Here is a 13,515-nt window from a genome sequence, read left to right as displayed (position 1 = left end):
TTTTAAAATAATCCGGACGGGAAGCCCGGATTATTTTAAGAAAGATCATTTCAACAATCCGGCGCCTGCATGCAGTTGATCCGCGAGGTTCTGATTAAACCATTTTGGGTAGAGCGGTGCAGGTGCAGTAAGATTATCCAGCAAAGACAGTTCATCCCCGGAAAGCTCAATATTGATGGCTTTCAGGTTGTCTTCCAGTTGCTGCATTTTGGAGGCGCCAATCAATACGCTCGACACCACTGGTTTAGTGAGCAGCCATGCCATGGCGATTTGCGCCACAGTGGCCCCATGGACCGCAGCAATTTCCTTCATCTTATCTACCAGCACAAATCCTTTTTCTTTGTCGAAGGGGATCACATCAAAACCTGAAAGCCTGTTGCCTGCATCCTGCAGGTTTTCCCGTGTATATTTGCCGCTCAGGAAGCCGCCGGCCAATGGTCCCCATACGGTCATGCCTATACCGGCATGCTGCATAAAGGGAACGATGTCGTGTTCTACATCGCGCCCCACCAGGGTGTAATTCATTTGCCCGTTGCAGAAAGTAGCCCAACCGTTATCGTGTTGCAGCTGCCACGCCAGTGCAGATTTCCAGACCGACCAGTTGGAGAAACCGATGTACCTTACTTTTCCACTCTTTACCAGCCCGTCCAGTGTGGAAAGGGTTTCTTCCAGTGGTGTTACCGGATCTTCGCGGTGAACGATGTACAGATCGATATAGTCAGTTCCGAGTCGCTGCAGGCTCTGATCGCAGGAGTAAAGGATATGCCGGCGGGAAAGTCCTGATTGGGTGAGCGGGGTGCCGGTACGGAATCCCACTTTAGAGGCAATCACCACATCATGCCGCTTCGTACTCAGCAACTTACCGAGCATCACTTCCGATTGCCCGGCAGCATAACCGTCTGCAGTATCAAAAAAGTTGATGCCGGCATCCAGTGAGGCATCAATCATTTTTCCGGCTTCTGCTTCCGATACCTTATATATGGTAGGCATAGAAGGATGGCTGCCAAAGGTCATGGCACCAAAAGAGAGTCGGGAAACAATAAGACCGGTATTTCCCAGGGTCGTGTACTTCATAAGAAGAATAAATTGTTGGTTGAAAATATGGAGGGTGTTAAAAACACAACAAATATCGTCGGAAAACATTTCCCATGGTACTACTATTGTTAATACTTATTTATCAATAGTAGTATTTTTCTGACCCTACAGCCTACCATTTTTTTAAATATTTTCCGCACAAGTAATTGGTTTTTATTTAGTTGAGGCAGGTTAACATTTGTGTTATAATCGTTATCAAAGCTGATATGGATTGTAATGAAAGTACAATAGCTTCCGTACAGATTCCAGACGTTATGAATGGCGAAAATGGCCTATACCACTTTTTATAAAGGCGTGTTCATAGAAAAATTCCCGGCTTTCATTTTACAAATTCCACTTTCTATATCAACCAGAAGACAACTGTTAGTATGCTAAAAACAAACGTTATGAAACACTTATTACCTCATCTTCAAATCATTCATCAATGAAAAAAAATCTAAACTGGTTAAGACGGGTAGGCTGTTTTTTCCTCTGCTATTCATTGTTAATGATCAGCTGCTCCCTGACGGCATTCAGTCAATCCCGTACTGTTAAAGGAGTGATTACCGGTGAATCACAGCCGCTGCCCGGCGCCACCGTACTCGTAAAAGGCACCAAAACCATGGCGCTCAGTAATGTCCAGGGTGAATTCACCATCAACGCTGCCAAAGGCGATGTGTTGGTCGTTACCTATCTTAGTTACCAGTCGAAGGAAGTCACGGTTGGAGACGATGCCGTGATCCACATCAGCCTGTCCTCCAGTTCCAGTAAACTGGACGAACTGGTAGTGGTAGCTTATGGTAAAGCCAAGCGCGCAAATCTCACCAGCGCACAAACCACTGTAACGTCAAAAGAAATGGACAGAACGGTGAATACCACGCTGGAACAGGCCATACAGGGCCGTACCGCCGGTGTATATATCACCCAGAACTCCGGCCAGCCCGGTGGCGGCATTTCGGTAAATATCCGGGGGGTTAACTCACTCAATGGCACCAACGAGCCATTGTATGTGATTGATGGGGTACAGATTTCCGGATCTTCTGTCGCTTTCGGCTCTACCAGTTCCTCCAATCCGCTCGCTGGACTGAATCCTGCCGATATTGATAATATAGAAGTATTGCAGGGCCCTTCCGCCACCGCTTTGTTTGGCTCCAGGGCCACCAACGGCGTGTTAATGATCACCACCAAAAGAGGAAAATCAGGCGAAACAAAAATGGATTACGCCTTTCAATATAATTTACAGACACCGCCACCGCATGTAGCCGTAATGGACCTGCGCCAGTATGCACAAATGGTGAATGAATACCATCAGCTGGCCGGCGGTAATACACAAGGGGAATTTAAAGATCCTTCTTTGCTGGGAAAAGGCACTGACTGGCAGAAAGAACTCTTCAGGAATGCTCCTATGAGTAAACACCAGCTGAGTTTGAGCGGTGGTACGGATAAAACTACCTTTTATCTTTCGGGGGAATACCTGAAACAGGACGGTATCGCCCTGGGGTCTGGTTTCGACAGGTATGGCTTCCGGTTAAATCTCGATAACAAGCCCCGCACCTGGGTTACGCTGAATGCCAACCTTAGCTTCAACCAAACAAAAGAGAACCTGACCACCAGCCAGGAAAATATTATTTCCACAGCCATCACACTTACGCCACAGATCCCGGTAAAGAACATGGACGGTACCTGGGGTGGCGGGGATCTTACCAATGGCGCCAATATCTATACGCCGGTAAATCCTATTGCTATCGCCAATCTGAATATCAACCGGTCTGTCAGACGGCAGTTGCTGGGAGGAATTGGTGCCAGCATCAATCCGCTCAAAGATCTCTATATCAGAACAAATTTCAACACCAATATCGGGTTTTCAAATACGGAGAATTACCTGCCTACCTATAAGATCGGCTGGGCGGTAAATGACCAGGCCAGTCTGACCAACACCAACGGTGTAAATACCTACTGGAACTGGAATCAGCTGATCGAATATTCCAAACAGCTCGGCAAACACAACATCAACCTGATGGCAGGACACGAAGCGCAGGCCGGTGACTGGAAAAATTTATCCGGTGGGAGGAAAGGATTTCTGACCAACGATGTATTGGACCTCAATGCAGGTAATGCGGCCAATGCGACCAATAGCGGTGGTCAGGGTGATTGGGCGTTGGAGTCTTATTTTGGCAGGCTGAATTATAACTACGACGACCGGTACCTGTTATCGGCTTCTATCAGAAGAGATGGTTCTTCCAGTTTCGGTGACGATAATCTCTGGGGCGTTTTTCCTGCTGTATCCGCAGCGTGGCGCATCTCCCGGGAACACTTTTTTCATGTACCCTTTATCAGCGATCTTAAACTTCGTTTTGAAACCGGTACTACCGGTAATCCCGGTGGCGGTGGTGGCATCTACTCCCCGATGCAGGCAGCTGCAACGCCCACCGGTACAGGTTTCCTGCCATCCCGGTACTCTAATCCCTCTATACAATGGGAATCTACTCAAACAGATAACGTGGGTATTAATATCGGCTTGCTGAACAACCGGATTACCATTGAAGCAGATTATTATGTAAAACATACTACCAATCTGTTGATGGATGCTACGCTGCCCTGGTATATGGGGACCAACGGTACCGGTGCAGTAGGCGCTCCCACCGTGAATGTAGGCTCCCTGGAAAATAAAGGATGGGCATTCACCATTAACACTGTCAACATCCGGACAAAAGATTTTAAATGGGAATCCAGCCTGAACTTATCCGGGTTTAAAACAAAAAGCCTGGCGTTCAGCAGTGCGGCCGGTATGCTTAACCGCACCTCCTGGTGGCTCGATAACTGGACACAACGTTCCATTGTAGGGCAGGCCCCCTGGCTGTTTATGGGATACCAGGAAGACGGATTATTCACCTCCGTAGATCAGATCAATAAAAGTGCTGTTCCGGTAGATAATACCGGCAAACGTTACCCTACCAATGTGGATAACATCTGGGTGGGAGATGTGAAATACAAAGATATCAGCGGTCCCGACGGAAAACCAGACGGTATCATCGACGTAAATGATATGACCTTTATCGGTAACCCTTATCCCAAAGTATTCGGAGGTTTTACCAATAGCTTCTCCTGGAAAGGATTTGATATAAGTTTACTCATTACCGGTACCTATGGCAATGATGTGTACAATTACATGAAAAGGGTTAACTCCAATCCCAATCAGATCAATATCAGCCGTAATATGATGGTAGAAGCGATGGAATATGCGAAGCCGGTAACTGAAGATGGCAATGTGAAATTGTCTAACCCCGAAACCAATATCCCGCGCATCTCCAATGGCCCTAACGGCAACTATGGCCGTATCACTGATAAGTATGTGGAAGACGGCTCTTTCCTGCGACTGAAAAATGTGTCCATTTCTTACAGCCTGCCGGCAGCATTGATCGCTAAACAGAAAATAGTCAGAGGCGCCCGCTTCACTTTCGGCGCACAAAATCTGGCTACACTCACAGGTTACTCCGGTTATGATCCGGAAGTAGGTGGCTATGTAGGAAGAGACGCCAGCTCCGGTAATCAGGCCATAGGACTTGATTTTGGCCGCTATCCGCTCACACGCATTTACACCTTTGCTGTCAATGTTAATTTCTAAAAAATTGCAGGTTATGAAAAAACGTACACACCAATTATATTATAGCAGTTTGTTGTTAGCGGTGCTTTTACTGACTGCCTGTTCAAAAGACTTTTTACACCGGCCACCGAAAGATGCCATTGCAGATGCCGGGTTCTATAAAAATGACGATCAGCTGATGGCTGCCACAGCACTGCTTTACAGCAAAGTTTGGTTCGATTACAACGGCCGTTCTGCTATCAGTTTGGGCGATTTCCGCGCAGGTACGGCTTATTCCGGTTGGAACGACAAAGAGAATGTAGAATTTAACACTACCGGTAATACCACCGCCAATGGCGATTCCTGGCGTTCCTTTTTTATCGTGGTAGGACAATCCAACCTGGCTATCGCGAATATCAATAAATACGCAGGTCCCGAAGTGTCTGCCCATGCAAAGAAAATGGCGATCGCAGAAGCCCGCTTTATGAGAGCCCTGGCCTATCGCTACCTCGTAATGAACTGGGGAGAAGTGCCCATTATCGAAGATAATCAGAAGCTGATTTCAGATACATCTCTCCGTAAAAACACCGTAGAAAGCGTGTGGAAATTTGTGATCGGTGAAATGCGCTCCCTTGCGGAAGACCTGCCGGAAACACCTGCGCGGGAAGGCCGCATTACAAAATATACCGCCGAAGGTATGCTGGCCCGCTTTTACCTGACCCGTGCCGGAGTAGGTGCCAATGGCTCCGGCGCAAGAAATCAGACCGATCTGGACAGCGCTAAATATTATGCCCAGCAGGTGATCACGAAAAGTAATTACACGCTCCTGAGAAGTTATTATGATCTCTTTCTCTTTCCATATGACAACAATGCAGAGTCGATGTTCTCACTGCAATGGGTATACGCTCCCGGCGATTGGGGCGCTTCCAATGCGTCTCCTTCAGACCTGAACTACGACAGCAAAATGTGCAACGGCGACGGCTGGGGCGGCGATAAAAGCGCAACCTGGTGGATGATAGGAAAGTACGAGGGATTTGTAAATTCCGGCGATACCCTCATCAGCGGCCGTACACTGGATCAGCGCCTGAAGGCCACGTTCTTTATGCCGGGGGCCTACTACCCGGAAATCACGGAGAAGCTCGCGGATGGTACTACACCGAAGCTCATTTTCCCTTATGTAACAGGTGATAATAATTTCCTCAATATCAAAAAATATGTAACCGGCAGAGCGGCCGATGTTGGCGGCTTGTCGGCACAGCAGAACTATGGCAATGATACTTACATGATGCGCCTCGCAGAAATGTATCTTATCTATGCCGAGGCCGTGCTGGGCAACAGCGCCAGTACTTCCGACGCACTCGCCCTGCAATACTTCAATGCCGTACACACCCGCGCCGGCCTGCCTGCTTATGAAAAACCACTGACCGCCGATGTGATCTTTAATGAACGCATCGTGGAATTTGCAATGGAAGGCATGGCCTGGTATGACCTGGTATCACTGCATTACTACAACAAAGCAAAAGCGTATGAAATTCTGAATTCGCAGGACAGAGGATTGTTTGCCACCGCACCGGACAAAATGCCGGATCCTACTTCCTGGAAATGTGTGAAAACTTCCTGGGCGGCTTTCAGAAAGATCACCGCCAACGATGGTAATTTCCAGATTCCTATTCCTACTGCAGAAGTAAGCCAGGCGCCTAACCTGAAACTGCCGGCAGTAGATTATTACAGCAAGTAAGCGGATACGTTTTTCTAAAAAATAACACTCATGCAAAAAATATATAGATCTATACTGCTTTTCATCCTGTGCGCGGGAATAGTGGCCGGCTATTCTTCCTGCACAAAAAAGGATTCACTCCCCAATAACGGAGAACCCAGCATCACTTACGTAAGGGTAACAGACCCGCTGGCAGCCGATTCATTGCTGGTAGAAGCCGGTCAGGGTATACTGATTGCCATCGTGGGCGTAAATCTCGGTGATGCGAAAGAAATCTGGTTCAATGATCAGAAAGCCAGTCTCACGCTGCCTTACATTACGGCCACTACCATCCTGGTGAGCGTGCCTTCACAGATTCCCACCGAAGTGGATAATAAATTAAAAATCATCTTCGGTAATGGTAAAAAACTGGAGTACAATTTCCCGGTGAAAATCAGCAAACCATTGGTAACCCGCATGGATTGTGAATATGTAGCTTCCGGGGATATAGCTACCATCAATGGCGACTTTTTCTACGCACCTGTTACCGTTACTTTTAACGGCGGTGCTGCCGGCGAAATAGTAGAGGTAAAAGATAAACAGGTAAAGGTAAGAGTGCCTGCCGGTGCGCAACCTGGACAAATCACGGTAAAAACAAATTTCGGGGAAGTGTTGTCCGACTTCTGGTTCCGCGATAACAGGAACATCTTTATCAGCAGCGATCCTTTCACCGGCTGGTGGAACAGCGGCTTCGTGGTGTCCAATCCCGGCGCCGATGATCCTGCTGCTATCAACGGCAATTATATCCGTGTAAAACAAACGGTGAGTAACTGGCAGTGGATGGAACTGGCTGGTGGTCCCGCAGATGCTATGGGACCTATCAGTAAAAATATTCCGGATGAAGCCATCCAGAAACCGGAAAATTACTATCTCAAATTCGAGTTGAATACAAAGAAGCCGTATAACAATAACGCCATCAAATTCTGTGTTGGCGTGGCTGACGGCGATCATGGCGATTATTCCTGGCTGCCACCGTATGACACCAAAGGCGCCTGGCAAACCGTGATTATCCCTTATGAGGAAGTAACTGCCGCCTATCCGAAACAAAGTGTAAATCCCAATGGATACTACACCCGGATTGTTTTCAGCGGCCCCGGAGAACTGAACTGTGATATGTCTTTCGATAACTTCCGCATAGTGCCTAAGATCATTAAGAAATAAGTATTCACCCGTATTCAATCTATTACGATGAAAAATATTTTATGCCTGGGTATCTTTTTTTTCCTGCTCACCGCAGGGATTATATCCTGTAAAAAAGATGATGATACCGTTACTTCCGATAAAGTAACCCTGCTCAGCTTTGGTCCTTCGGGATCAAAGCCCGGCGATAAGATCCGCTTTATCGGGAACAACCTGAACAAAGTAACGGCAATAGAACTGAAAGGCGCTGTGGTAGCTGCTGCGGCTTTTAATGAACAAGCCGCCGATCATATCACCCTCACTGTGCCCCAGGAAACGGAAAAAGGTACCGTAACCCTGAAAGCCCCGGAGGGAGATATTATATCTAAAACAGTGCTGAACCTGAATGTACCGGTAACCGTTACCACGGTGCCAGCTACCGCTGTTGCCGGGCAAAACATTACGATTAAAGGCACGTTTGTCAACTGGATCACCCGTATCACTTTTGGGAACGATGCCATCGTAACGGAGTTTGTAAGTAAATCAGTAACGGAACTGGTGGTCAAAGTACCTGTTACCGCCACCACCGGCACGCTGATCTTCCATGCCGATGGTACTGAGCCTGTAGATATTGAGTCGGACGAAGTGCTCGAAATTAAGTAACCCTAAAATACCATGTTATTTAGATAGAGGAATTGTATTTTCATATCTCCCGCTGTCTTCACCGGCGGCGGGAGGTATCAGTAGCATTTTTTTTCAACCAGGGCCACGTTATCAGATGAAATTAAGCAGTATAAAATATGGGTTGTTGCTATGGTGCTGCTGCATCAGCATGGGCATTTCTGCACAGGATATGCCGTATGCTTTCTCTCACCTGGATGTAAACAATGGCTTGTCGCATAACGGTATCACCAGCATCAAGAAAGATGCAAAAGGCTTCCTGTGGTTCGGCACCTTAAATGGCCTCAACCGCTTTGACGGGTCTAAATTTAAAGTATACAAACACCGGTTAAACGATGCCTCCTCTATCAGCGATAACTTTATCACCAATATTTATGATGCGCCCGGAAACCGCTTCTGGATTAAGACACAGCTGGGCTACGCTATATACGATCCGGAAACAGATAGTTTCAATGAAGATGTAGCAACGCTATTACACCCGCTGGATATCCAGGGCTACCAGGTAGATAAAATACTAAAAGGAACCAATGGTGATTTTTATTTCCTGTACACCGATCATGGAATCGTGATCATGAACGAACACACTCGTCAGATCAACACCTACAGCACCATAAAAGGCGATTCCACATCGCTGCATGGTGTAAATTTAGCCGACATCGCACTGGATGAACGCGGCGATCTGTGGATCTCTTACCAGGATGGATGGGTGGAGCAATTCGATACGCGCACACATAAAGTAGTGTATCATGCAAAGCCTTTGTATCAGGAGGTGGTAAAGAACAAGGCCGCTAAATACCAGGTGTACATCGACCAGCAGCAGGATATCTGGCTGTTTGCCGGCAACAGCGACGGCTTGTATTACTACAGCGCTACCCGCAACCTGGTGAAACATTTTTATAAAGATGCCCCGGAAAACAAACTGCTGGCGAATGTGGTGAACACTGTAATGCAGGATCAGCAAGGGAAAATATGGATTGCCACCGATCCCGGTGGTGTACACCTGCTGGATAAATCCAGTTTCCGTATGCAGCACATACTGCGCGATGAACGCAATCCGAACAGCCTTAGCCAGAACAGTATTACCACCTTATACAGCGATTCTTCCGGCATGATCTGGTTAGGCACCTATAAAAAAGGAATCAATTACTACTATCCTGATATTTTCAAATTCCCGCTATACAGTCATAATCCATTGCAACCGGAGGGACTGAACTACAGCGATATCAATGCTTTTGCGGAAGATGCGAAAGGCAACCTGTGGCTCGGAAGCAACGGTGGTGGCCTCACGTACTATGACCGCCAGAAAGATACCTATAAAGCGTATGTAAATGATAAATCCAATCCCCATAGCTTAAGCACCAATGTGATCGTTAGTTTATGTGTAGATCATCTGCAAAATTTATGGGTGGGTACCTATCTCGGCGGACTGGACTATTTCGATGGGAAAACGTTTACCCATTACCGACATGACGACCAGGATCCGAACAGTTTATCGGACAACAGGATCTATGAAATTATGGAGGACAGTGAACAACGTATCTGGATGGGAACCCTCGGTGGTGGGGTGAATATTTTTGATCCGGCCACAAAAACATTTACACATTTGCGGCGGGAAGACTCTGTGAGTATACATTCCAACTACGTATTCACGCTGTTGGAAGACCGCAGGGGCGACATCTGGATTGGCACATCCAACGGCATCGATGTGTTGCATAAAAAGACGCGCAAATTTGTGCATTATCAACATGATAACAACGATCCCGGCAGCCTGGCAAATGACAATATCCTGTCTATGATCGAAGACAGCCGTGGCTATCTCTGCATCGGTACCCGGGAAGGACTGAATATTTTTAATCCCAATACCGGTAAATTCCTCCTGTTCCGCGAAGAGGACGGATTACCGGATAACAATATTCTCGGTATCCGGGAAGATAAAAAACATCACCTCTGGATCAGTACCGCCAATGGCATTTCAAATGCCATCGTTACCGCAGATAATGAGCGCTATAAGCTTAACTTCATTAATTACGATGTAAAGGATGGTTTGCAGGGAAAACAATATAACGAAGATGCCTCCTGGGTTACCGCAAAGGGCGAAATGGTATTTGGCGGCGGCAACGGCTTTAATATCTTCGATCCCGCTGCCATCAAGATGAATAGCATCTTACCGGAATTAGTATTTACAGATTTCCAGTTATTTAACCATACTGTAAAAACAGGAGAGAAGATAAATGGGAAAGTGATTCTTCCTGTATCTATTACCATCACCAAAAATATTGTACTGAACTATAATCAGAATTTTTTCTCGATAGAATTTGCTGCGCTGGATTTTCTCAGCCCGGATAAAATAAGGTACCAGTACAAGATGGAAGGACTGGATGAAAACTGGGTGGCTTCCGACAATAAAATACGGAAAGCAGCCTATACCAACCTGGATCCTGGGAACTATGTATTCAAAGTACGGTCTTCCACGGTACATGATACCTGGAATGAAAATGTGTTGTCGCTTAATATCCAGATCCTGCCACCATTCTGGAAAACACAGATCGCCTATACCTGTTATGCGTTGCTGATCATCGCATTGTTACTATATGGAAGGTATCGGGGAATAAAAAAGATACGCACACAGTTTTTACTGGAACAGGAAAAGCAGGAAGTACAACGGATCCGCGAACAGGAGCGGGAAGAGGCCCGTCGCCTGCATGAACTGGACCGGTTGAAGATCAAATTCCTCACGAATGTAAGTCATGAGTTCAGAACACCTTTGTCGCTGATCATAGCGCCCCTCGACAAAATGCTGAAAGATCCTTTGCTGGCAGATCAGAACGCACAGGTAAGCATGATCAGACGTAATGTAAGACGCTTACTGAACCTGGTAAACCAGCTGCTGGATTTCCGTAAGATGGAAGTCTATGAATTGAAACTGGATATGAAATCCGGCGACATTATCCGTTTTATAAAAGAAGTCTCTTTTTCTTTTATGGATATTGCAGAACAGAAAAATATTGAGTTCGCATTTGATACCGATGTACCTTCCCTGGACACCAGCTTTGATCACGATAAAATCGAAAGAATCCTGTTCAACCTGCTGTCGAACGCCTTTAAATTTACGCCTGCGGGCGGCCATGTGGGCGTGTTCCTGAATTATGTTGCCGAACCTGCCGATACTAACCTGGTACACCTCCGTATCAACGTGATGGATTCCGGCATCGGTATTCCACCGGAAAAAGTAGATAAGATTTTTGATCGTTTTTACCAGCACGATATTCCGGCGTCGTTGATTAACCAGGGGAGTGGTATTGGGTTATCGATCACCCGTGAATTTGTAAAGCTGCACCAGGGAACTATTCACGTCGAATCTATCACCGATGGTGGTAGTTGCTTTATCGTAGATTTACCACTTAAAGTTGAGTCGACAGAAGAAGCACCGGCCGACCCGAAAGTCACTGCCAGTCCTGCACAGGAGAAACATAAAAGGCCTACCGTACTGTTGGTGGAAGATAATGATGATTTCAGGTTTTATCTCAAAGATAATTTACAGGACTACTTCTGTTTGCTCGAAGCCGCCAATGGAAAAGAGGGGTGGCAAAAGGCGCTGGCATTACATCCTGATTTAATTGTAAGCGATGTGAGTATGCCTGAAATGAACGGACTGGAGTTGTGCGCTAAAATCAAACAGGACAAGCGGACCTCGCATATCCCGATCATCCTGCTTACTGCATTGGTAGGAGAAGAATACCAGATAAAAGGACTGGAAACAGGCGCCAATGATTACCTGTGCAAGCCATTCAATTTTGAAATGCTGGTCTCGAAGATCCGTAACCTGCTTACGTTACAAACGACCATCAAAAAAGTATATACCAAACAGGTAGAGGTGCAGGTAGCCGATATGTCGATTCAGTCGGTGGATGAAAAATTCATTGCAGCAGCGTTGAGTTACGTGGAGGAAAACCTGCAAAATGCCAACCTGAGCGTCGCGGAGCTGAGTAAGCATCTCTGTATCAGCCGGGTATCGCTCTATAAAAAAATGCTGTTGCTCACAGGTAAAACACCGGTAGATTTCATCCGTTCGATCCGTTTGAAAAAGGCAGCGCAGATGCTGGAAAAAAGCCAGTTGAGCATTGCGGAAATATCTTACGAAGTGGGATTCAATACCCCGCATTATTTTACAAAATCTTTCAAGGCAGAATTCGGCGTGTTGCCGTCTGCTTACATAAAACAATCCGGGAAAGATTCATCCAGGAAAGTTATCTGATGATTTAAAACGCTTATCAAACATGCAAAAATCCAGGTTTTCACTGCATATCATTTTGTTACTTGTTTGTGCCTTTGCCTGCACCAAATCTGTTCGCTCCGCTGCTGAAACACCGCCGGGAGTAAGTCTCCCGCCGGGATCTCCGGTACAGCGTTATGGTGCGTTACATGTCAGCGGGCGTTATCTGAAAGACCAGCATAATAACACCATCTCCCTCCGTGGACAAAGTTTTGGTTGGAGCAGCTGGTGGCCACAGTTCTGGAATGCGGAGGTAGTCAGCTGGCTCACAGATGATTTCAAAACAGATATCGTTCGCGCAGCAATGGGAGTAGATGTAAAACCTGCTTATTTAAATGACCGCGCACATCAGCTGGAATTATTGAAAAAGGTAGTAGATGGCGCGCTGGCGAAAGGAAGTTATGTGATTATCGACTGGCATGTGGAAGCATTTCACCAGGAAGAAGCGGTGGCGTTCTTTTCATCTATGGCACAAACCTATGGCCGTCATCCGCATATCCTGTATGAAATTATCAACGAGCCCAATAAAACCCAGACCTGGGAGCAGGTGAAATCCTATGCCACTGCGGTGATTGGCGCTATCCGGAAATATGATCCCGACAATATTATCATTGTAGGGTGTCCGCATTGGGACCAGAAAATCCGGGAAGTGGCCGATGCGCCATTGACGGGATTTACCAATATTATGTATACCGTTCATTTCTATGCTGCTTCGCACGGACAATGGCTCCGGGACGATTGCGCCTATGCGCTCGGTAAAAATATCCCCATATTTGTAACGGAGTGTAATGGCTCAGAAGCCACTGGCAGCGGACGTATCGATTATCCCGAATGGGAAGCCTGGTTTGCCTTCATGGAAAAAAATCAACTCAGCTGGATCAACTGGTCAGTATCCGATAAACCAAACGAACTATGTTCCATCCTGGTGCCGGGTGCACCTGCAAACGGCGGCTGGACGGCCGATCAACTGACTGAATCCGGTAAATATATCCGTACGAAACTAAGAGGGTATAGTACACGCCCTTAAAA

Annotated in this window: 7 protein-coding genes; 6 read left to right on the top strand and 1 reads right to left on the bottom strand. The window is 46.7% G+C overall.

Annotated features, from left to right (window positions below):
- Window positions 1-45: 45 nt before the first annotated feature.
- Window positions 46-1,074, bottom strand: a complete 1,029-nt coding sequence (locus tag BMW79_RS32775; RefSeq protein WP_089903709.1) for an aldo/keto reductase — start codon at window positions 1,072-1,074, stop codon at window positions 46-48.
- A 445-nt stretch (window positions 1,075-1,519) separates the two neighbouring features.
- Between BMW79_RS32775 and BMW79_RS32770 the strand changes: the two genes are divergently transcribed.
- From BMW79_RS32770 to BMW79_RS32745, 6 genes are all read left to right on the top strand, one after another.
- Entirely contained in the window at window positions 1,520-4,699 is a 3,180-nt protein-coding gene (locus BMW79_RS32770) for a SusC/RagA family TonB-linked outer membrane protein (RefSeq protein ID WP_089903706.1), read from the top strand.
- 13 nt (window positions 4,700-4,712) lie between these two features.
- On the top strand, window positions 4,713-6,395 hold the full coding sequence (locus tag BMW79_RS32765; protein WP_177192427.1) for a RagB/SusD family nutrient uptake outer membrane protein: 1,683 nt from the start codon (window positions 4,713-4,715) through the stop codon (window positions 6,393-6,395).
- Window positions 6,396-6,425: 30 nt separating this feature from the next.
- The gene (locus BMW79_RS32760; RefSeq protein ID WP_089903701.1) at window positions 6,426-7,574 is read left to right on the top strand and encodes a glycan-binding surface protein; all 1,149 of its coding nucleotides are present in this window, start codon (window positions 6,426-6,428) and stop codon (window positions 7,572-7,574) included.
- 27 nt (window positions 7,575-7,601) lie between these two features.
- Window positions 7,602-8,195: a hypothetical protein gene (locus BMW79_RS32755; RefSeq protein WP_089903699.1), complete on the top strand. Its 594-nt coding sequence runs from the start codon at window positions 7,602-7,604 to the stop codon at window positions 8,193-8,195.
- A gap of 115 nt (window positions 8,196-8,310) precedes the next feature.
- Window positions 8,311-12,468, top strand: a complete 4,158-nt coding sequence (locus BMW79_RS32750) for a hybrid sensor histidine kinase/response regulator transcription factor (RefSeq protein WP_089903697.1) — start codon at window positions 8,311-8,313, stop codon at window positions 12,466-12,468.
- Window positions 12,469-12,490: 22 nt separating this feature from the next.
- Window positions 12,491-13,513 carry a glycoside hydrolase family 5 protein gene (locus tag BMW79_RS32745; protein ID WP_089903693.1) on the top strand — a complete coding sequence of 341 codons (1,023 nt, stop codon included), beginning with the start codon at window positions 12,491-12,493 and terminating at the stop codon, window positions 13,511-13,513.
- The last annotated feature ends 2 nt before the right edge of the window (window positions 13,514-13,515 follow it).

Origin of the sequence: Chitinophaga arvensicola (assembly GCF_900110835.1) — a bacterium.
In the GTDB taxonomy this organism is placed as follows: domain Bacteria; phylum Bacteroidota; class Bacteroidia; order Chitinophagales; family Chitinophagaceae; genus Chitinophaga; species Chitinophaga arvensicola.
The sequence above is the reverse complement of the archived record's forward strand: the minus strand, read 5'-3'. Positions and strand labels throughout refer to the sequence as shown.